The 19310-nt window shown below is 47.8% G+C and carries 21 protein-coding genes; 4 read left to right on the top strand and 17 right to left on the bottom strand.

The window, feature by feature from the left end; all coding sequences use genetic code 11:
* Nucleotides 1-10: 10 nt before the first annotated feature.
* From OVA33_RS09090 to OVA33_RS09065, 6 genes are all read right to left on the bottom strand, one after another.
* Nucleotides 11-937 (bottom strand): isochorismatase, encoded by a 927-nt coding sequence (locus tag OVA33_RS09090; protein ID WP_017419433.1) that lies wholly within the window; start codon nucleotides 935-937, stop codon nucleotides 11-13.
* 18 nt (nucleotides 938-955) lie between these two features.
* Nucleotides 956-2581 (bottom strand): (2,3-dihydroxybenzoyl)adenylate synthase, encoded by a 1626-nt coding sequence (locus OVA33_RS09085; protein WP_022553718.1) that lies wholly within the window; start codon nucleotides 2579-2581, stop codon nucleotides 956-958.
* A gap of 18 nt (nucleotides 2582-2599) precedes the next feature.
* Nucleotides 2600-3796 carry an isochorismate synthase DhbC gene (dhbC, locus tag OVA33_RS09080; RefSeq protein ID WP_025650210.1) on the bottom strand — a complete coding sequence of 399 codons (1197 nt, stop codon included), beginning with the start codon at nucleotides 3794-3796 and terminating at the stop codon, nucleotides 2600-2602.
* A 23-nt stretch (nucleotides 3797-3819) separates the two neighbouring features.
* Entirely contained in the window at nucleotides 3820-4605 is a 786-nt protein-coding gene (locus tag OVA33_RS09075; protein ID WP_025650209.1) for a 2,3-dihydro-2,3-dihydroxybenzoate dehydrogenase, read from the bottom strand.
* A gap of 135 nt (nucleotides 4606-4740) precedes the next feature.
* Entirely contained in the window at nucleotides 4741-5610 is an 870-nt protein-coding gene (locus OVA33_RS09070; RefSeq protein WP_063637047.1) for an alpha/beta hydrolase, read from the bottom strand.
* Between the two features lie 175 nt (nucleotides 5611-5785).
* Nucleotides 5786-6382 (bottom strand): sulfite oxidase-like oxidoreductase, encoded by a 597-nt coding sequence (locus tag OVA33_RS09065; protein WP_012118333.1) that lies wholly within the window; start codon nucleotides 6380-6382, stop codon nucleotides 5786-5788.
* A gap of 99 nt (nucleotides 6383-6481) precedes the next feature.
* Between OVA33_RS09065 and OVA33_RS09060 the strand changes: the two genes are divergently transcribed.
* The gene (locus OVA33_RS09060) at nucleotides 6482-7075 is read left to right on the top strand and encodes a biotin transporter BioY (protein WP_017419438.1); all 594 of its coding nucleotides are present in this window, start codon (nucleotides 6482-6484) and stop codon (nucleotides 7073-7075) included.
* 45 nt (nucleotides 7076-7120) lie between these two features.
* Here the strand turns inward: OVA33_RS09060 and OVA33_RS09055 are convergent, their stop codons facing one another.
* A complete protein-coding gene (locus tag OVA33_RS09055; protein ID WP_025650207.1) occupies nucleotides 7121-8449 on the bottom strand; it encodes a Na+/H+ antiporter NhaC family protein in 1329 nt (442 codons plus the stop codon).
* A 132-nt stretch (nucleotides 8450-8581) separates the two neighbouring features.
* Nucleotides 8582-10072 carry a leucyl aminopeptidase gene (locus OVA33_RS09050; RefSeq protein ID WP_003151992.1) on the bottom strand — a complete coding sequence of 497 codons (1491 nt, stop codon included), beginning with the start codon at nucleotides 10070-10072 and terminating at the stop codon, nucleotides 8582-8584.
* A gap of 147 nt (nucleotides 10073-10219) precedes the next feature.
* On the opposite strand from OVA33_RS09050, the gene OVA33_RS09045 reads away from it, so the two are divergent.
* The gene (locus tag OVA33_RS09045; RefSeq protein ID WP_003151991.1) at nucleotides 10220-10696 is read left to right on the top strand and encodes a divergent PAP2 family protein; all 477 of its coding nucleotides are present in this window, start codon (nucleotides 10220-10222) and stop codon (nucleotides 10694-10696) included.
* A gap of 29 nt (nucleotides 10697-10725) precedes the next feature.
* On the opposite strand, the gene OVA33_RS09040 is transcribed toward OVA33_RS09045, so the two are convergent.
* The 4 genes from OVA33_RS09040 to OVA33_RS09025 all read right to left on the bottom strand — a co-directional run bounded on the left by OVA33_RS09040 (nucleotide 10726) and on the right by OVA33_RS09025 (nucleotide 13376).
* The gene (locus OVA33_RS09040) at nucleotides 10726-11367 is read right to left on the bottom strand and encodes a 3D domain-containing protein (RefSeq protein ID WP_017419440.1); all 642 of its coding nucleotides are present in this window, start codon (nucleotides 11365-11367) and stop codon (nucleotides 10726-10728) included.
* A 100-nt stretch (nucleotides 11368-11467) separates the two neighbouring features.
* Nucleotides 11468-11788, bottom strand: a complete 321-nt coding sequence (locus OVA33_RS09035; protein ID WP_025650206.1) for a YuiB family protein — start codon at nucleotides 11786-11788, stop codon at nucleotides 11468-11470.
* Between the two features lie 68 nt (nucleotides 11789-11856).
* Nucleotides 11857-11982 carry a YuiA family protein gene (locus OVA33_RS09030; RefSeq protein ID WP_007408708.1) on the bottom strand — a complete coding sequence of 42 codons (126 nt, stop codon included), beginning with the start codon at nucleotides 11980-11982 and terminating at the stop codon, nucleotides 11857-11859.
* A gap of 173 nt (nucleotides 11983-12155) precedes the next feature.
* Nucleotides 12156-13376 (bottom strand): NAD(P)/FAD-dependent oxidoreductase, encoded by a 1221-nt coding sequence (locus OVA33_RS09025; RefSeq protein WP_012118337.1) that lies wholly within the window; start codon nucleotides 13374-13376, stop codon nucleotides 12156-12158.
* 311 nt (nucleotides 13377-13687) lie between these two features.
* Here OVA33_RS09025 and yumC point away from each other — a divergent pair, with 311 nt between their 5' ends.
* Complete coding sequence (gene yumC / locus OVA33_RS09020; protein ID WP_007613496.1) at nucleotides 13688-14683, top strand: ferredoxin--NADP reductase 2; 996 nt, start codon at nucleotides 13688-13690, stop codon at nucleotides 14681-14683.
* A 38-nt stretch (nucleotides 14684-14721) separates the two neighbouring features.
* On the opposite strand, the gene OVA33_RS09015 is transcribed toward yumC, so the two are convergent.
* A complete protein-coding gene (locus OVA33_RS09015) occupies nucleotides 14722-14865 on the bottom strand; it encodes a hypothetical protein (RefSeq protein ID WP_003151982.1) in 144 nt (47 codons plus the stop codon).
* A gap of 217 nt (nucleotides 14866-15082) precedes the next feature.
* Between OVA33_RS09015 and guaC the strand changes: the two genes are divergently transcribed.
* Entirely contained in the window at nucleotides 15083-16063 is a 981-nt protein-coding gene (guaC, locus tag OVA33_RS09010) for a GMP reductase (RefSeq protein ID WP_017419444.1), read from the top strand.
* Between the two features lie 62 nt (nucleotides 16064-16125).
* Here guaC and OVA33_RS09005 read toward each other — a convergent pair whose 3' ends face one another.
* The 4 genes from OVA33_RS09005 to OVA33_RS08990 are packed head-to-tail and all read right to left on the bottom strand — an operon-like array spanning nucleotide 16126 to nucleotide 19240.
* Nucleotides 16126-16347: a DUF5970 family protein gene (locus tag OVA33_RS09005; RefSeq protein WP_003151978.1), complete on the bottom strand. Its 222-nt coding sequence runs from the start codon at nucleotides 16345-16347 to the stop codon at nucleotides 16126-16128.
* Between the two features lie 16 nt (nucleotides 16348-16363).
* Nucleotides 16364-16891 (bottom strand): stage II sporulation protein M, encoded by a 528-nt coding sequence (locus tag OVA33_RS09000; protein ID WP_017419445.1) that lies wholly within the window; start codon nucleotides 16889-16891, stop codon nucleotides 16364-16366.
* Nucleotides 16888-17592 (bottom strand): ABC transporter ATP-binding protein, encoded by a 705-nt coding sequence (locus OVA33_RS08995; protein WP_007613514.1) that lies wholly within the window; start codon nucleotides 17590-17592, stop codon nucleotides 16888-16890. Before OVA33_RS08995 ends, OVA33_RS09000 begins: the two co-directional genes overlap by 4 nt.
* On the bottom strand, nucleotides 17585-19240 hold the full coding sequence (locus tag OVA33_RS08990; protein ID WP_014418787.1) for a hypothetical protein: 1656 nt from the start codon (nucleotides 19238-19240) through the stop codon (nucleotides 17585-17587). The genes OVA33_RS08995 and OVA33_RS08990 overlap by 8 nt, the downstream gene beginning before the upstream one ends.
* Nucleotides 19241-19310 lie beyond the last annotated feature (70 nt).

The following is a 19310-nucleotide window of genomic DNA, read 5'->3' as shown; positions in this document are numbered from 1 at the left end:
TTCTCTCCCTTTATAAATAATCTGCGTTCGGCAAGACTTTTTGAGATCGGGAAGAAAGAAGTCTCCACCACTCTTCCAGCGTCGGGTTCTCCGCCAGTTCCACAAACGTCACTTCAGCTCCGTCACGGCGCCATTGTTCGACAAGGCTCATGATTCTGACGGAGTCAAGACCTCTGTCCAGCAGGTCTTCATGATCCGGAATATCAGACGGTGATTCTTGAAGAATCGCCGCAATTTGTTCCCGCACCCGGTCTTTTGTCAATACGGCGGAAGTCTTCTCTGCTCCTTCAGAAACCGGCGCGCCGCCCAGCAGCTCCAGTACTTCGTTTGTCAAAGCCGTGTAAGCGCAGCGCTGAGACGCATATTCGATGGCCATCTTATGTTTTTCTGAAGAAAAATCAGCAACGGCGTCTCCGATAAAGAAGCTTTGGATATCATCCATAAATGCTTCACAGGCTGTGACGAGACAGCCGATGTGTGCATAAATTCCCGTAATCATGAGCTGGTCTCTGCCGCTTTCACGCATGATGTCAAGGAGATTCGTCCGTTTAAACGCGCTGTATCTCCACTTTGTGAGGACAATGTCCTGATCATCCGGGGCAAGCTCCGGAATGACCTTTTCTTCATAAGGCCCGCTTTTTAGCCCCGGCCCCCAAAAATCCGTCAGCAGCGCGCGGTCCGCCGGGTCTTGGCTGCCCGGCTGCGCGGTATACACCACCGGAATGCCGAGTGCTTTGCATTGCTCTTTTATTTTTTTGATATTCTGAGCCGCCTCCGTGATCGGAGCCTCACCTTTCGCAAAAGCATCGACGAAATAATTCTGCATGTCATGGATCAGAAGCACCGCGCGTTTCGGATTCAGCGTCCACGATACTTTATTTTCAGGCATATCTGACGCTGTCGGCAGCGCATATGCGGGAATAGACGGTATAGCCAATGTAAACACTTCCTTTTTTTAAGATTGTTTGATTTCAGCCGGCTTTACTTTTTGGGCGATCGTTTCGCGAAGATCCTTTTTACTGACCTTGCCGACGCCGGTTTTCGGGAAAGAAGCGATAAATTCAATCCGGTCGGGGATTTTATATGCCGCCAATCCGCGCTCACGTAAAAATGCTTTCAGCTCTCCCGGTTTCGGCGCTTCTCCTTTCGGGATGACGAACACACAGGATCGCTCCCCGAGAAAATCATCCGGCATTGAAACCATGGCCGCATCATGAACGGCAGGATGCGCAAGAAGGTGATTTTCCACCTCCTCAGCGGCTATTTTTTCACCGCCCCGATTGATTTGATCTTTCGCACGTCCTTCGACGATGATATAGCCGTCCGCCGTCAGTTTGACGATATCGCCGGTCTGATAAAATCCGTCGGCTGTGAATGATCTTTCATTATGTTCAGGCGCTTTATAATATCCGCGAATCGTGTAAGGGCCGCGTGTAAACAAATGTCCCGCTTCACCGGGGGCGACATCCCGCCCGTCATCGTCTAAAACCCTGACCTCATCAAAAGGTGACATCGGTCTGCCTTGCGTATTGACAATGATCTCTTCAGGATCATCCAGTCTCGTATAATTCACCAATCCTTCCGCCATTCCGAAAACCTGCTGAAGGGTGCATCCGAAAGCGCTCTTCACGCGGCGGGCCGCCTCAGCGCTGAATTTGGCGCCTCCCACCTGCAGCACTTGAAGGCTTGATAAATCATCACTTCGCGAACCGGATGCGTCCATCCACACCATCGCAAGCGGCGGGACGAGCGCTGTAATTGTGACACGTTCTTTTTCAATTAACGGGAAGCAGTCATCCGGACTCGGCGTCGGTGACAGAACAACCCGGCCCCCGGCATATAAAGTTCCCAGCACACCCGGCGAGCTGAGCGGATAATTATGCGCTGTCGGCAGAGCGGCCAAATAAACGCTGTGATGATCCAAGCCGCATATTTCCGCGCTGATGCGCAAACTGTATATGTAATCGTCGTGTGTTCGCGGAATCAGCTTGGACAGCCCCGTACTGCCTCCTGAAAGCTGTAAAAAGGCGACTTCCGCCGGGCTTATATCTTCCAGCTGAACCGGCTCTCTATGCAGGCTGCTCAGTTCTTGAAACTCTTCAGCTTCGCCGGCCACAATGACATGCGCCAAATCCGGAAGTTTGTCTTTCACCTGTCTGGCAAGCGCTCTGTAATCAAAACCTGAATGCATATCAGGAATGATGTATGCTTTCGCCTCTGCAAACTCGCAGAAATACGTAATCTCACTGCTTCTATGGGAAGGCAGTGCGAAAACGGGCAGTGCTCCGAGCCGGAACAGCGCGAAAATCACTTCAAAAAACTCAGCGATATTCGGCAGCTGAACGACAACGCGGTCTTCCTTTTGAATTCCGAGCTTATGCAGTCCCGCCGCTAAACGATCGGCCCTTTCATCTAATTCTTTGTAGCTCCAATGTACATCTTTACACGTCACGGCAGTTTGATTTCCGTATAAAGCCGCGCGCTCTTTCAGCATTCCTCCGAACGTCTCACCCTTCCAGCAGCCGTCTTTTCGGTATTTGTCAGCCCATTCTTCCGGCCATGGCGTAAATCCAGTCAGCACGATCCGTTCCCTCCTTTTTTACAACTCATCTTGGTAAAGCCCCATCGCCCGGAGCATGGTGCGGAATTTCGCCGATGTTTCGTCCAGTTCATCCTGCGGCTTTGATCCGGCGACAATCCCGGCACCCGCAAAGAGCCGAAGAGACCTTGTTTCCGCTTCGGCGCAGCGGAGTGCGATAATCCATTCTCCGTCACCTTCAGCATCACACCAGCCCGCCATTCCCGTGTAGAAATTGCGGTCAAACGGCTCAATATCCTGAATCGCTTCTCTCGCCGCATCCGTCGGCGTTCCGCATACCGCGGGTGTCGGATGCAGGGCGATGGCCAGCTCAAGTGATGTCGTTGACGGATCACGCAGCTCTCCCTTTACCTCGGTGGACAGGTGCCACATCGCCTCAGTTTTAATGAGTGACGGTTTTTCCGGCACATCAAGCACACGGCAGAACGGTTTAAGGGCGGCGGCCACGGCGGCCACGACTACGGCATGTTCATGCAGATCTTTTGCTGATTGCAGCAGTTCTTCCGCTCTTCTTTGATCCTCGGCGGGATCTGTGCTGCGAGGTCTGGAACCTGCCAGCGGATTGGACAGAATCGATGTTCCGTTTTTGGACAGCAGCAGTTCAGGACTTGCGCCGAAAAGCGTTTTTCTTGTTTCTGACGTTCCCGTCACATCCGCAGCGAATGTATAGCCGCGCGGGTTGTGCTGCGCCAAATGCTTGACGGCCTGAGGAATGTCGATATCCTTTTCAGCGGTCAGATGAAGCGTCCTTGACAGCACGATTTTGCTGAGCGGACCGTCCGTAATGTTGAATACGCCTTGTTCCACACCGCTCATAAAGCCCTCAGGCTCCGGAACGGGACGGATGTCATATGTATTGGATTGCGGCTTTTCTGCGGAAGATTCCGCAAACGAAAGCGGGCCTGCCGTATGGACATTCTTCGGTACAAAAAGCCGGGAAGCTTTTCTGCCGTCAAAAGGAATGGCGCCGGCCGCAATCGGATGTTTGATGCCGGCTTGCTTTGCCTCAAGAAGCGTCTGTCTCACGCGTTCAGGCAGTGAATCCAGCTGATTTTCCGCGTCTGTATCAGGCACTTCCGCAAACATTCCTTCCGCAAGCATCGTACTTTTCGGGGAAGCTAAAAAGAACGCCCCGGGCTTGTAAGCGTCCAGCACCTCTTTTGCTGACACTTCCGCCAATAAATGTTGATTTGTCATGTTTGTCCCTCCTTCTCGTTAAATCAAACGCCTAAAGTAGCGCCGCCATCAACGCATAAATCATGCATCGTAATATGGTTTGCCTGTTCAGAAGCCAGAAACAAAACGGCATTTGCAATATCAGAAGGCTTCGCCAGCTTTTGAAGCGGAATTCCCGTTTTATATGTATCAAGCGAACCTCTGATGACGTCCCGGGCTCCGTTCTCGTCCTGCCACAGCGCCCGCTGCATGTCGGTTTCCGTTGAACCCGGAGATACGATGTTGCAGCGGATATGATGGGCCGCAAGCTCCAGTCCGAGGCATTTCGTAAACATGACGGCAGCCGCTTTTGACGCCGCATAAGCCGCCATGGAAGCACGCGGAACGCCGGCTGCATTCGAACCGACCGTAACGATGGCGCCTTTTTGACGCTCAATCATGTACCGGCTTACAGCCCGCGATACATGAAAAACGCCGGTCGTATTAACAGAAAATGTTTGATCCCAATCTTCATCACTGAGGGATTGCACCGGACCCGGCCGCAGCACGCCCGCAACGTTCGCCAATATTTCAATAGGCCCCATGTCGCGTTCAACGGCGGCGATGATATCATTGACAGCCGCACTGTCAGATACATCTGCGGCAAACCCCTGCGCCTGCACTTCTTTTTTCCGAAGTCTGTCAGTAAGCCCGAGAAGCAGGTCTTCATTTGTATCTATAGCTGCCACATTTACGCCTTGTTCAGCAAGGGCAAGCGCTGTTGCTTCTCCGATGCCTTGAGCGGCGCCGGTGACAACGGCCGTTTTCCCTTTCATTCCCAATGCGTCCATATTATCATTCCCTTTCTATATTGATAATGATTATCATTATCAATTATGATTCAAGACAATCATATCCAAATCAAAACACGCAGTCAATTAGAAAATTAGAATCAGCTGCATTTAGTTCGAAGGGCCTGTTTTTTCTCATGCGGGAGAATACGGGGTATGCGGCCCTCCCGGATTCAGGCAGAAACGCAGGGCTCTGCTGATTAAAACGGGCAGGACAGAAATATGGCCTTCTCCTTCAAACTCGCTGTATTCAGCACGGACTCCTTCATCTTCAAACCCGGATAATAAAGAGTACAGCGCCTCTGCGTGCTGCGGGATTCTGCTTTTATGTGTTTTTTCAATTTCTCCCGCAGCCAGCAATACGCTGACTTGAAGATTTTCCGCAGAGAGCCGGTCTGACAAACGTTCCGCGTTTTCCTGAATAAAACGCTTGTTCCAATGAATTGACGGACTTCCCGCAACATAGGTCTGGAACATGTCCGGCCTCGTCAAAAGCACTTGCAGCACAAAAAGACCGCCCAGCGAATGGCCGAAAATCGTCTGCCTGTCTCTGTCGATCGGATAATCCCGCTCCATCGCGGGCTTTACTTCTTCTTCTATAAACTCCAGAAACGCTTCCGCCCCTCCCTGTTCGGGCCATGCCGCGCCGCGCGGATGCACCGGCAATTCTGATTCAGAAAGCGGCATCGTAAAATCACTGTGCCGTTCGGCGGAAAACGGCTGATCTGTCGGGTAGCCGATTCCGACAATCACCGCCGGAACAACGCCTGTTTTTTCAGGCCGCCGGCTTTGCACCCGCAAAGCTTCGGCCATTGTGCCGAACACGGAATTCGCATCGAGCAGGTATATGACGGGGAAGCCGGATGCAGGCGGTTCTTCCTGAGGTAAAGAGACAAAGATACGATACGTACGGCCTCCTTTTGAGCGCATTTCTCTTACTTCTGTGCCCGGAACCGCGTATCGGCCGGCCGGCGCGAAACCCCGCTTTATTTGTTTTCCGTCCATTATGTGTTCATCCCCTTTGTGGCAATTGCTTTATCTATGCTTATTGATAATGATTTTCAATATCAAAAGACACCTCAAATAATAGGTTTTTTGCCAAACAAAGTCAATGGATTTTTGATATAAAAAAAGCACCTTATTTCAATAAGGTACCTAAGAACTATATAGGGATAGGGGCTTAATCCCATGTAAAGCGCTCATTCTTCCATGGATCTCCCCTCATATGGTAGCCGTTTTTCTCCCAAAAGCCGGGGTGGTTTTCCTTTGTGAACTGAATGCCGCGCAGCCATTTTGCGCTTTTCCAAAAATAAAGATGGGGGAAAACGCCTCTGAGCGGATAGCCGTGCTCTGGCGTTAACGGCTCGCCGTTATGCGCATATGCCAGCAGGGATGTTTCCCGCGTAAAATCAGAAAGCGGCAGGTTGGCCGTCCAGCCCTCTTCAGCGTGCAGAATGACGAATCCTGCTTCTTTGTGCACACCCGCTTTCTCAGCGATGTCTTTTGCGCGTATTCCCTGCCAGATATTATCAAGACGGGACCAGCCCGTGACGCAATGAATATCATTTTTCACTTCGGCTTCCGGAAAGGCTTTGATATCTTCAAAGCTTAACAGCATAGGACGGTCGACAAGCCCGTACACTTGCAGATTCCATTTTGACATATCTTCATAATAAGGAACATTTCCGGCGTGAAGCACGGGAAACTTCGTTGTGACATTTTGATTTGGCGGAATCCGTTCCGACTGTTTTGTTTGTTTCGTTTTCCCGAAAAACATATGGCTCCCTCCATTTAGTAAACCTGTATTAAATCTTTGTTGACAATCAATCACCCTTCGATTACGCTAATCTGGTACAAGTGTAAGGGGGAAAAACAAATGAAACAACGCAACCTTCGCGCGGGCGATATGGCGCTTATCGGCATGTTTGCCGCCCTGATGGCCGTCGGCGCCAACATTACATCAATGGCTCCTTTTTTGCAAGTTGCGGGAATTCCGTTATCGCTGCAGCCTTTCTTTTGTCTGTTAGCCGCGATGCTTCTCGGCGCCAGACGGGCAGCCATTGCAATGACGGTATACGCATTGGCCGGACTCGCGGGGGCGCCTGTTTTCGCTCAATTCTCAGCAGGCTTTGCGCCGTTTATCGGAAAGAGCGGCGGATTTATTCTCGCTTACATTCCGGCGGCATTTGCAGCCGGATGGCTGCTGGAAAAAACAAAAAAACCCGGCCGCCTGCATTATGCATGGGCCTCTTTGATCGGTACCGCCGTCATTTATATCATTGGCACGTCCTATACGTATATTGCGCTGAAATTATGGCTTCATGCTCCGATCAGCTACGGAATGGCCTGGTTTTACATGATATGGTTTTTCATAAAAGATATCATTTTAGCACTGTTATTGGCATCTATCGCGCCCGCCGTATACAGGTCTATTCATAAAGCGACGGGGTTCAGCAGAAATCCGGCGTAAGATGTTCTCAGCATACAAAAAGGCTCCCCTTTCCGGGAGCCTTTTTTACAGAACAAGCGCGGCAATCCACCCGAATATCACAAGCGGAATGTTATAGAAAATAAATGTCGGTACGCACGTATCCCAAATGTGGTGGTGCTGTCCGTCAGCGCTGAGGCCTGACGTCGGCCCGAGCGTACTGTCACTTGCAGGAGAACCCGCATCACCGACCGCGGCGGCCGCTCCGATTACGGCGATCGTCGCCATCGGGCTGAATCCGAGCTGAGCGCACAGCGGGACAAATATGGTCGTAATGACGGGTACGGTTGCAAATGATGATCCGATTCCCATCGTGATTAATAAACCGACCACCAGCATCAGGAGCGCGCCTAATGATTGACTGTGACCGATAAAGCCTGTTGATGCTTTGACCAAGGAAGCCACATCGCCCGTTTTGTTCAATACATTTGAAAAACCGGCCGCAACAAGCATGACAAACCCGATAAAAGCCATCAGAATCATGCCGTCCGTGATCAGCTTATCCGCTTCATTGCGCTTCATGACTCCGCTGATAAACAGCGTAAACAAACCGGCAAGCGCGCCCATGATCATACCTTCCACTCCGAGCACTTGTGACAGATAGAGCTGAACGGCAAGCGACACGGCAATGGAGATCAGGGCGATGGCAATGCTTTTTTTCGTATAAGGAGAAGACGACAGTCCGGCAATCTCCTTCGTCTCATATTTCTTCGGTTTCCGGAAGACGATGACGGATAAAATTAATCCGACTACCATCCCGGCCGTCGGGATGATTAAAGCATACGGAATATCACTGAGCGGGACCTTTAAACCGGCTGACGCCATATTATCTCTCAGCATCCCTTGGAAAATCTGTCCGAATCCGACAGGCAGAACGATATACGGCGCAGTCAGTCCGAATGTCATCACACACGCGATCAGTCTGCGGTCTATTTCAAGTTCGTTAAATATTTTTAAAAGCGGCGGAATCAATACAGGAATAAACGCAATGTGAACGGGCACCACGTTTTGCGAGAAACAGGATATGATTAAAATAATCAGTACGATTAACACTTTTGACAGTGCTTTTTTCCGCGAATCTTCCTTTTTTCCGATTAGTTTGACAGACGCTTCCACCATTGCATCGGGAAGCCCCGTCTTTGTCAGTGCCGCGGCAAATGCTCCGAGCAGCGCGTAGCTGACCGCGACGGTGGCATTTCCGCCGAGACCGTCCGTAAAAGCCTTCACCGTCTCTCCGAGGCCTAAGCCGCCGGTCAGCCCGCCGGCAAGCGCGCCGATCATTAAAGCTATAATAATATTGACACGCAGCAGGCTTAAGACGAGCATAAGCAATACTGCGACAACAACAGCATTCATTGATGAGTCCCTCCAAAAATCCTTTAGTTTGCTAATGTAGTAGATAATTAAAGTTAACATACATTCTGCGCTTTAGTCAACTAAAGATTTTGGAAATCAAAAAACCCGCTGCATCAAGGCAGCGGGATGCTGTTATCTTTCGGGCGTAAACCGCTCAGTCAAAACAGCCAACGTCCTTGCCATGACGCCTGTTGCGCCGGCAGGGCCGAAGCATGTCGCTTTATTCGCCGTCGCGGTTCCCGCAATATCGAGATGAACCCACGGCGTGTTTTCCGCGAATTCACCAAGGAATGCCCCCGCCATAATCGCGTGGCCTTCTCTTCCCGGAGAATTGTTCAAATCAGCCATCTGACTGTTTCTCACCCGTTTTTTATCCTTTTCTGTAATCGGAAGCTGCCAGATCGGCTCGCCGGATTCTTTCGCCGATTCCGCCACTTGTTCATAAAACGCGGCGTGATTGGTCATGGCGCCCGTCATTTCGTTCCCTAAGGCGACAATGACACCGCCCGTTAACGTTGCGACGTCTACAAGGACAGAGGCTCCGTGCTGCTTGGCGTATGTGATGCCGTCAGCAAGCACGAGACGCCCTTCCGCATCGGTGTTCAGGATCTCAATGGTTTTTCCGCTGAGCGAGACGATGACGTCATCAGGCTTCATAGCATCGGACGAAATCATGTTGTCCGTAGACGGTATGACGGCGAGCACGTTTTGTTCAGGCCGGAGTTCGCCGATAATTTCCATTGCGCCCAATACCGAGGCGGCCCCTCCCATATCGCTTTTCATGCCGACGATGCCGGTTTTCGGCTTTATTGAATATCCGCCCGTATCAAAGGTAATTCCTTTACCGACCAGGCCGATGACGTCTTCCCACTGATCTTTGCCCTGATACTTCAGAACGATCATTTTCGGCGGTTCGGATGAGCCTTTGTTAACGGCAAGCAGCCCGCCCATGCCGAGCTCTTCCATTTCATCTTTTTCTAAAATTTCACACTCGAAATCGTATTTTGCCGCAAGCTCAGCGGCATATGACGCCAAATCAGTGGCCGTCAGCATATTACCCGGCATATTCACAAGCGTGCGGGCTGAATTCGTCCCTTGGCCGTATGCCGCGCCGACGTTCAGGCCGGCCTGCACTTCCCTCAGGTCTTCTTCGGTCACGGCGCAGACTGATTTCAGTTCCTGATCCGGCTCATTCGATTTATGTTTATAATCCTGCACTTCGTAAACCGCAAGCAGACAGCTTTCTGAAAGCGCATGAGCGGCATCGGCGGCAGGCACTTCCCCGGAGACGAATGTATCGAGCAACACGGATACTTCCTGTTTTTTATCTTGATGAATCTGCTGAAATACTCGTGCAAAGCATTCTTTCGTATCTTCAAACGAATAATCCGCTTCTCTTCCCAGGCCGATAAAATAAATACGTTTCATACCGGTCGCAGCCGGAGGGTATACTTTTGATACACGATTGCGTTTGGCGGACACATCACCATCCTTTAACAGCTGGGTCAGATGACCGTCCAATTTATCATCCAATTCCTTCGTAAATCCGTTCAGCGTGCTTTTTTGAAAAAGACCGATGACCAGTGTTTCGGGATGCCGCAGTTGATCAGATGCATAAAACATGAGTAAACACTCCTTATGTGGGTATTTGTTATGTAAAGTGGTATAATGAAAAAACATTTTTCATTGATTTTATTTTACCAAACTAAGGGCGTTTTCTGCAGTTTTTCGATACGATCGGAATCAGCAGATACAGAAAGGATGTCGCATATGGATGTACTTATGAATTTTCCTTTACTGGCGAGTTTTGCCGCCATTATTTTTGCCCAAGTTGTAAAAGTGCCTATTCAATTTATCGTATCCAAAAAACTTGACTGGTCTCTTGTGACGAGCACCGGCGGCATGCCGAGCTCCCATTCCGCCGCCGTCACCGCGCTGTCAACCGGAATCGCTTTGGAACAGGGACTGGACTCGCCCCTGTTTGCAGTCGCCGCGATTTTCGCCGTCATTACGATGTTCGATGCTACAGGTGTCAGGCGGCATGCGGGTGAACAGGCGACGGTCATTAATAAACTGGTCATCGACTTTAATCGGTTTGTCAGCGAAGCGAAGGACTTTCAGAAAGCGGAAGAGAAGGAAAAACAGAAGAAACTGAAAGAACTGCTCGGCCATCAGCCGATTGAAGTATTCTTCGGCGGCGTCACCGGTATTGTGCTGACATTGATTTTAGATTATTTCTTTATGTAAAAAACGCTTCAGCGGACGCTGAAGCGTTTTTATTCTTTTACCGTTTTGTATTGATTTCTGAACACTTGCAGCGACTTGGTTTCGTTCAGCTTTACAAGTTCGTCCTCGGTCACTGTGCCGTTCCCTTTTTTAATCATGTAGACCTCAAGTGTTTTTTTGCCCCAATTGTTATAGACGTCCTTGACGGTGTCAAAGTAGAGGTCAAGGCGGCTGCCTTTAATTTTTGAGCCGGTATCGGCGACAACCCCGTAACCGTAATTCGGTATAAACAGAATCGTCCCGATCGGGAAAACAGACGGATCGGCCGCAACAGTTGAATATAAATCTCGTTTGACCTTCACGCCTGAATATGTAATTCCGTACTGCGGATGCCCGGGAGATTTTCCGGTAGATTCCGCTCCGGCGGTATAACCGGTGGCCGTCACCTTTTGTGACGGATAGCGTTCCCAGTCAAAAGCTTCTTCCAGCGGCTTTACCCTGCCTGATGCCTTCTTTTCCGGCTGATTCTGTAAGGATTGAAACGGAGTGCCGATGTTTTTCAAAACGGCGCCGCGATGTTCCGTCATCCAATTTGTCAGATCCTTTGCTTCAACACCGGTTATGGAAAAGTATGTCGCATGGCATGCGCCCAAAAAGAGCACGATCATGAATACACGTCTGATTATCGTCAATCTGAAATCACTCTCCTCCGAGTCATTGTTCCCAACTCGGTGAGGTGCTATACAAAAAGCGCCGCGACACAAAAAAAGCTTTCTTGAATAAGAAAGCGGCTTAAAACATTTGATATCCTCTTTTTCTGAGCGCCTTTATGGAAATGCCTGACATGATGGCTCCCGCCAGTCCGCCCGCCAAAATCACGACATCCGCAACCGCTAATGACATGATGCGCTGAAACAGGCTTTGAAAGGATTCCCCCGGCGCCTGCACGTAACTGATCATCTTTTTATTGCTGATAATGAAAAGGCATACAATCGGATAGACAACAGCCATAATCCACGACATTCTAAGCAGCATGTTCAACAGAAAGCCTATGCCGAAAAACAGTACAAAAAATAGTACGATTGAGATCAGGACAACCGGCAAACTAATCACAAACATCCACCCCCTACAGCACTTTCAGTGTACCTCGGGGGCGGTAAAAAAGTCAACGTCTGGAAAAATCAGCGTCTCTCTTTGCCGCTTCCCTGGCAGGAGGGACATGTTTCGGAGCCGCCAAGAAGCAATTGAAAATACCCTTTACCTGAGCAGAACGGACACGCCGCCGTGCTTTTTGCTGTCGTTTTCATGCGGATCACCCTTTTTCTTAATTTTCTGATAATATACCATATTTACTTGTCAAGCACCAAGTCAGAATATGTGACAAATCAACTCATGTAAGCGGAAACATTCATTTTTTTCTTTTACATGCTTTTTATAGCGCTCTTTTTTAAAAGAAGAGAAAACCCGCGGCTGCGGGTTTTCAGAAGAATTTAAACTTCCCTTTTTTCAGCGTCAGGCCCAGCCCGCCGATCATAAAGAGCGAGCGGTTATCAATGACCTTTTTCATAAAGGACGCCGGCGTGCCTTTAAGCTTCCTGCCGTATACGACTCCGACAGCGTTATGCTCACCGAGGGAGGCGACCGTTCCTTTAATGTCAGGCTTGAACTCTTCAAGCTGGCCTCCTTTTATCAAACCGCCCAGATTTTTGGCGACCGTTTCTCCTTGCTGCATCGCGATCTGAGCAGTCGGCGGGTACGGCCGTTCCGTCTCTTCATTGATAAAGAGCGAGCTGTCGCCGAGAATAAAAACGTCATCATGTCCCGGCGCCCGAAGATCAGGGTTGACCTTGACACGGCCGCGCATATTTTCAAAACCCGCTTCCTCCACGATCGGATGTCCGCGCACACCCGCGGCCCAGACAACGGTCTGCGATTTGATTTCTTCCGGCTCTTCATCTTTCTTGCCGACTGTGACACCGTCTGCGCGGCATTCTTGAACCGCGGTGCCGATTTTAAATTCAACGCCTTTGCTCTCAAGGTATTGAACGGCGTAATCGACAAGCTCCGGATCAAATCCCGGCAAAACCGTCGGGGCGGCCTCGACACAGACGATCCGGACGAGACTTTCATCTATATCATAATATCTGCATAACTCCGGCTTGCGGTTCGCAAGTTCACCGAGAAATTCAATTCCCGTAAAGCCCGCTCCGCCGACAACGATGGTTAAGCGGTCAGGGCGTTTTTCAGCCTCCGTATTGTATGTCGCAAATTGGAGCTCAATATGGTCTTTCAGCTGGCGCGACGTATTAATATTCGCGATCGGAAAAGCGAATTCTTTTAAGCCTTTAATCCCGAATGTTTCAGGGACGGCGCCAAGCCCGATGACAAGATAATCATAAGGGATGTCCCCTTGTGAAAGCGTCACCTTTTTATTTTGCACATCTATCGCTTTTACGGTATCCTGCACAAATTTGACCCGTGATTCATTGATTACATCTTTTATTTGATATCTGCAGCGGTCATGATGCAGCGTTCCTGCGCTCGCTTCATGCATCCATGTCGTTTCATAATGATAATTGTGTTTATTGACCAAAGTAATGTCAGCGTCATTTGCCCCGATATGCTTCGGAAGCCTTGTTACTGTCATTAATCCACCATAACCTGCACCTAAAACCACGATTTTGGGTTTATTCAATGCCATCACATCCACCTTCTTTTTTTTGCTGTTAGACGCATAATCAAATCAACATTTGTATTAGCTTCAGCTTATTGGCGGGATTTTATGAAATGAAATATAAAATTTTTTAGAAAACCGCACATGTCTGCATATCACCATACTATCCGGAAGAATCAGAAAACATTCAGGAAAAAACAGATTGGAATTTGTCCCCATCTTAGCGGCGGCCGCAATTTTTTTCAAGAATGAAGCGGCCGGGCGGTTTTCGGCACTCGTCATCCTTTTAAATTGTATGTTATAATTAATAACAATTTTCAATTAGGAGGCAATTTGGTATGCAAGAGGATTCAAAGGTTTATGATATTACGGTCATCGGCGGCGGCCCGGTCGGCCTGTTTACCGCTTTTTACGGGGGAATGAGACAGGCGAGCGTCAAAATCATCGAGAGCCTGCCTCAGCTTGGCGGCCAGCTCAGCGCGCTGTACCCTGAAAAATATATTTATGATGTAGCCGGATTCCCGAAAATCCGCGCCCAAGAACTTGTGAACAACTTAAAAGAGCAAATGGCAAAGTTCGATCAGACTATCTGCTTAGAGCAGGCCGTTGAATCTGTTGAAAAACAGGCGGACGGTGTGTTTAAGCTTGTCACGAATTCAGAAACGCATTATTCAAAAACGGTTATTATTACAGCGGGAAACGGCGCATTTAAGCCGAGAAAGCTTGAGCTGGAATCAGCGGAACAATATGAGGGCAAAAACCTGCACTACTTCATTGACGACCTCAATCAATTCGCAGGCAGACGCGTTGCCGTTCTGGGCGGCGGCGATTCCGCGGTGGACTGGGCGCTCATGCTTGAGCCGATCGCGAAAGAAGTCAGCATCATCCACCGCCGTGATAAATTCCGCGCGCATGAGCACAGTGTCGAAAACCTGCATAATTCTAAAGTCAACGTGCTGACACCGTTTGTTCCCGCTGAACTTGTCGGTGAAGACCGGATCGAACAGCTCGTTCTCGAAGAAGTGAAAGGCGACCGTAAAGAAATCATTGAAATTGATGACTTGATCGTAAACTACGGCTTTGTTTCTTCTCTCGGCCCGATTAAAAACTGGGGCCTTGAAATCGAGAAAAATTCCATCGTCGTCAAAAGCACAATGGAAACGAATATCGAAGGCTTCTTTGCCGCCGGAGATATCTGCACATATGAAGGCAAGGTCAAGCTGATCGCCAGCGGTTTCGGCGAAGCTCCGACAGCCGTGAACAACGCGAAGGCTTACATGGACCCGAAAGCGCGCGTCCAGCCTCTGCATTCTACAAGCATGTTTGAAAAATAATAAAAAAGAGTCTGTGTCATACCGGCACAGACTCTTTTTTATTTAAACATCCAAATATAATTCATGACGGTTCCGACAACAAGCGCAATGACAAGCGCCGACACGACCCAAATCGTGCCTAAAATAATCCGGTCCTGAATTTTCTGGGCTTTCGGGCTGTGCCCGGGCTGTTTTTGTTCCACACCGGCCCCTCCCTTCTTCTGCAAATCTATCTATCGTAACAAATGTCTTACAACACCCAATACTACTATGATAACCAAACTGCAAATGGATGACAAGCTGACCGCATATGAGGCGGCATGAAATCATTTGACATTCCTGACAAAACAAAGTACATTATAAAAAGACGAACATTTTAATTTTATTTAATTCTATCATTCGCTTTTAGGGGTGTTATATATGGAAAATGTATTTGATTATGAAGATATTCAGCTGATTCCTGCAAAATGCATTGTTGAAAGCCGATCTGAATGTGATACATCAGTTACGTTGGGCGGACACACGTTTAAACTTCCGGTCGTACCGGCCAACATGCAGACGATTATAGATGAAAACATCGCGGCCTGGCTCGCGGAAAACGGGTATTTTTATATCATGCACCGCTTCGAGCCGGAAAAACGCCTGGCTTTTGTCCGGGATATGAAAGCGCGCGGACTGATTTCTTCCATCAGTGTCGGCGTGAAGGAAAATGATTATGAATTCATCCGGGAGCTGAAAGCACAGGAGCTGGTGCCGGATTATATTACCATTGATATCGCGCACGGCCATTCCAATGCCGTGATCAGCATGATTCAATTTATTAAAGAACATGTCCCGGAAAGCTTTGTCATCGCAGGGAATGTCGGGACGCCTGAAGCTGTAAGGGAGCTGGAACGCGCGGGCGCTGACGCGACAAAAGTGGGAATCGGCCCCGGGAAAGTCTGCATCACCAAAATTAAAACCGGCTTCGGAACCGGCGGGTGGCAATTAGCCGCGCTTCGCTGGTGCGCAAAAGCGGCGAGCAAACCGATCATTGCTGACGGCGGCATCCGCACGCACGGCGATATCGCGAAATCCATCCGATTCGGCGCATCCATGGTCATGATCGGATCATTATTCGCCGGCCACGAAGAATCACCGGGACAAACGATCGAAATCGATGGAAAGCTGTACAAAGAATATTTCGGCTCCGCTTCCGAATTTCAAAAAGGCGAAAAGAAAAACGTCGAAGGCAAAAAAATGCATGTCGAACATAAAGGGTCTTTACAGGACACGCTGATTGAAATGGAGCAGGATCTGCAATCTTCCATCTCTTACGCCGGCGGCAATACACTCGAAGCCATCCGCAATGTCGACTACGTGATCGTAAAAAACTCTATTTTCAACGGCGACAGATTTTAACACGCAGCAGAGCCGCTCGAAGATAAAAAAAAATGACATTCAATATGAATGTCATTTTTTTATTAAATACCGAAATAAAGAGCCGCACTGGCTAACAGATTAATCACAAAAATAAACAAAAAGATGTAACGAATGAATTTATTTTGCACCGGAGCAAATATAAAGAGATATAGTCCTGCCACCCCAAAAGTAAGAACAGGAAACAGCCACTCAAAGGATAAAGAAATGATATAACCGATAATCATAACAATCGGCACACCGATTAATGATAATTTACTTCTCATATGATTTCTGCCCCTTTTACTTAAAAATTGGTGTGATGTAAGCTTCAATAATGGCAGCGGCGATCAGCAGACAAATAATAAGCAGCACCAATATTCCAATATGCCTGAACATTGAAGCGATTATCTTTTTTTCCTTAGAAAAACTCAGCCTGATGACCAATTCAACGCCCTTAAAACCAATGGCGCCACTTAATAATAACGCAGGAACTTCAAATATACCATGAGGAATTAGCAGTAAAAAAATCTGATAAAAAGGAACCCCGCTATGTAGATTTTCTATAATAGAGCCGCTTAAAATAAACCCGTTGGTGAATAAATAAAAGATTGAGGTCAACCCAAAGGTAAAAAAACCCGCGGCTAAAAACAGACAAGCTATTGCATTATTTTTCAGCAGTTCAACCGCGCCTGACGAGCCGTTGTAAGACGCTGATGAAACAAAGTGATCGGAAAAAAACGCAGCGATCACACCCCCTGAAAAAAACAGCAATGACGCGGTTAACGGAATGGCGGACGTCCTGATTGCCGGCAACAGGCGGTTCATCATGTATAGATACTCTCAGCCAATTCTTCAATCTCTTCTAATGAATGCTCGGATGACTGATACTCCGCCGCAAAAACGCCCTCATGTATAATACCGATCGTATCGCACAGCGAATGCGCCAGCTCCAGCAGGTGAGTCGATAACAGGACCGTATTTCCCTGCTTGACGTACTCCTTTAATAACGTTCGTATCGTTTTACCGCTGATTAAATCAATGCCCGTCAGCGGCTCGTCAAGAATTAATATCTTTGGCTGATGAATGAGCGCGGCCGCAATTGATAATTTTTGTTTCATTCCGTGTGAATATGTTTTAATCAGCTGATTTCCGTCTTGAGCAAGCTTCAGCGTCTCTAACATATTCTTTATATAATCATTTGTCCGCTGAGACGGCACTTGAAACATCTCCGCTGTAAAACGCAAGTATTCGACTCCCGTTAAATAATCATATAAAAAAGCATGGTCGGGCACAAAACCGATATCAGCCGATATTTGCCCCCCCTCTTCTGAATCCAGTTCCTTGCCGTCAATCATGACGCGGCCTGAAGTCGGTTTAAGCAGGCCCGAAATGATTTTCAAAGTCGTTGTTTTCCCGACTCCATTAGTCCCCAGCAAAGCATAGATTGAGCCTTTTTTCACCTCAAACGAAATATCTTTCAACACCTGTTTTTCACTATAGTTTTTTTGTATATTCACTAATTTAATCATTGTTCGCAAACCTTTCCGCCATATTGATTCTGCGAAGAAACAGAAACATGACTCCATAGTTTAATAGTGTGAACAGGACAAAAATACCTGATGCAGAATGAATAAGCATCGTTTCAAGTTCCGGCTTTTTATAGATAAAATACGATGTGATCGCAGCGATTTGAAGCGACACAATGAAAATGAAAGAACTGTATAAGTTGTTATACGTCTTTGCTTTCCCCGCTTCTCCAATTTCGTACAGATGCTCCCAGTTTTTCTTAGGATACAGGGCGGTGCTTGAAATCTGGACAAGACTGTATAAAAAACCCGAACATAAAAACACAATAAACAAGTAAATCGTCAGCGCCGCAGAAGACGGAAAAAACACCGTAATCAAAATGGTGATGATGAACGAATAGATAAGAGCGGCGAGATTATAAATACATACTTTCGGAAACACCAGCTGCCACGCATGTTTGATATTCCGGTGAAACAAATGCTGATTTTTTATTTCCCCGTCTACTGATAATACTGTTTTGAGCGCATCTCCGACGAGCTGATACGAAAAGTTCGCAATGATAACCGCCGCAGACACGATGGCGGCTGCCGAATACCCGATAAAGTGATGCGATAAAAGCGGAATACAAAAACCTAAAAACAGCATGAACAAATACAGCATACTGCCGAAATTCCTGATAAAAAACCCGTCAATTCTCGATAAGAACAGGAGGTCCTTTTGAAAAACGGCATGAAATATTTTGTTATTTCTATATAATTTCAGCTTTGGCGCAAAATCTGCGTTTGTCAAAAACATATAAGGAATAAGGTCCATTTTCTTCAGGGTGGCCGACCACAGTTTAAACATTCCCGCCGTTAAAAGGACGCCGGCCGCAAACACCGCAGCGAAAACGAGCACGGAATGTGAGCGGAATGCTAACCATACATACGGCGTATTCATGAGGATGTTCCGGAAAGCCGGTGACTCCGTAAAGCTAGAAATATCCTTTGCGGTATACTCCCCAAACACGAGAAGATAAACGGCATACCCGACTGCAAGCGGAACCAGCAGGCTGACGCTGAATAAAATGCCTTTCATGATTTTCAAGTAAAACAATTTGCTCCACATATTTGTAAGAAGATAAACAACATAAGAAAACAGCATAGATAAAAATAAATTGAGAAGAAAATAAACGAAGCCCAAGAAAAATACGATGATCGCCGCAGACCCGGTCATGCCTGCGCTTGATAAAAACAAAAAGACCGGAAAAACAAAAAGATACCATACGAAAATGGTTTTTTTGATCGCCTGGCCGGCAAAAACAGAAAACAGCTGTAAAAAACGAACCTTTTTTAATTGATGAATAACCTTGCGCGTATCCAGCAGAAAGGCATTGTGATGTTCTTTAAAGAAGCCGGCAGCCCAAAAAAGCTGCTCAAGTGAAACGGCGATTAAAACAAATTGCCCCCATGCGCTGAGGGGCAGCTGAATCAGTTTTGTCCCGAATACAACACCGCATCCCAGGAAAACGAGATATAAACATAACAGAGAAATAATAATGGCAGACAGCAGTTTGCTGTTGAGTTGAGGAATGCCCCAATCTTCCTTTCTTTTTCGAAACGATGACAGGGTATTATATTTGATAAGAGCCGCAATTTGTTTGACTATCATACTTTCAATCCTTACATATGTATTTGGGAGAGAGGCTCTTTTTGCAGCTTGTACAAAAAGAGCAATTATT

It is taken from the genome of Bacillus sp. KICET-1 (assembly GCF_027721405.1).
GTDB classification, from domain to species: domain Bacteria; phylum Bacillota; class Bacilli; order Bacillales; family Bacillaceae; genus Bacillus; species Bacillus velezensis.
The sequence above is the reverse complement of the archived record's forward strand: the minus strand, read 5'-3'. Positions and strand labels throughout refer to the sequence as shown.

Bases quoted from the DNA above. Each gene is read 5' to 3' on its own strand.
- dhbC (WP_025650210.1), bottom strand. From the start codon at position 3,796: ATGACAAATCAACATTTATTGGCGGAAGTGTCAGCAAAAGAGGTGCTG.
- OVA33_RS09075 (WP_025650209.1), bottom strand. From the start codon at position 4,605: ATGGACGCATTGGGAATGAAAGGGAAAACGGCCGTTGTCACCGGCGCC.
- OVA33_RS09070 (WP_063637047.1), bottom strand. From the start codon at position 5,610: ATGGACGGAAAACAAATAAAGCGGGGTTTCGCGCCGGCCGGCCGATAC.
- OVA33_RS09065 (WP_012118333.1), bottom strand. From the start codon at position 6,382: ATGTTTTTCGGGAAAACGAAACAAACAAAACAGTCGGAACGGATTCCG.
- OVA33_RS09060 (WP_017419438.1), top strand. From the start codon at position 6,482: ATGAAACAACGCAACCTTCGCGCGGGCGATATGGCGCTTATCGGCATG.
- OVA33_RS09055 (WP_025650207.1), bottom strand. From the start codon at position 8,449: ATGAATGCTGTTGTTGTCGCAGTATTGCTTATGCTCGTCTTAAGCCTG.
- OVA33_RS09050 (WP_003151992.1), bottom strand. From the start codon at position 10,072: ATGTTTTATGCATCTGATCAACTGCGGCATCCCGAAACACTGGTCATC.
- OVA33_RS09045 (WP_003151991.1), top strand. From the start codon at position 10,220: ATGGATGTACTTATGAATTTTCCTTTACTGGCGAGTTTTGCCGCCATT.
- OVA33_RS09030 (WP_007408708.1), bottom strand. From the start codon at position 11,982: ATGAAAACGACAGCAAAAAGCACGGCGGCGTGTCCGTTCTGCTCAGGT.
- OVA33_RS09025 (WP_012118337.1), bottom strand. From the start codon at position 13,376: ATGGCATTGAATAAACCCAAAATCGTGGTTTTAGGTGCAGGTTATGGT.
- yumC (WP_007613496.1), top strand. From the start codon at position 13,688: ATGCAAGAGGATTCAAAGGTTTATGATATTACGGTCATCGGCGGCGGC.
- guaC (WP_017419444.1), top strand. From the start codon at position 15,083: ATGGAAAATGTATTTGATTATGAAGATATTCAGCTGATTCCTGCAAAA.
- OVA33_RS09005 (WP_003151978.1), bottom strand. From the start codon at position 16,347: ATGAGAAGTAAATTATCATTAATCGGTGTGCCGATTGTTATGATTATC.
- OVA33_RS09000 (WP_017419445.1), bottom strand. From the start codon at position 16,891: ATGATGAACCGCCTGTTGCCGGCAATCAGGACGTCCGCCATTCCGTTA.
- OVA33_RS08995 (WP_007613514.1), bottom strand. From the start codon at position 17,592: ATGATTAAATTAGTGAATATACAAAAAAACTATAGTGAAAAACAGGTG.
- OVA33_RS08990 (WP_014418787.1), bottom strand. From the start codon at position 19,240: ATGATAGTCAAACAAATTGCGGCTCTTATCAAATATAATACCCTGTCA.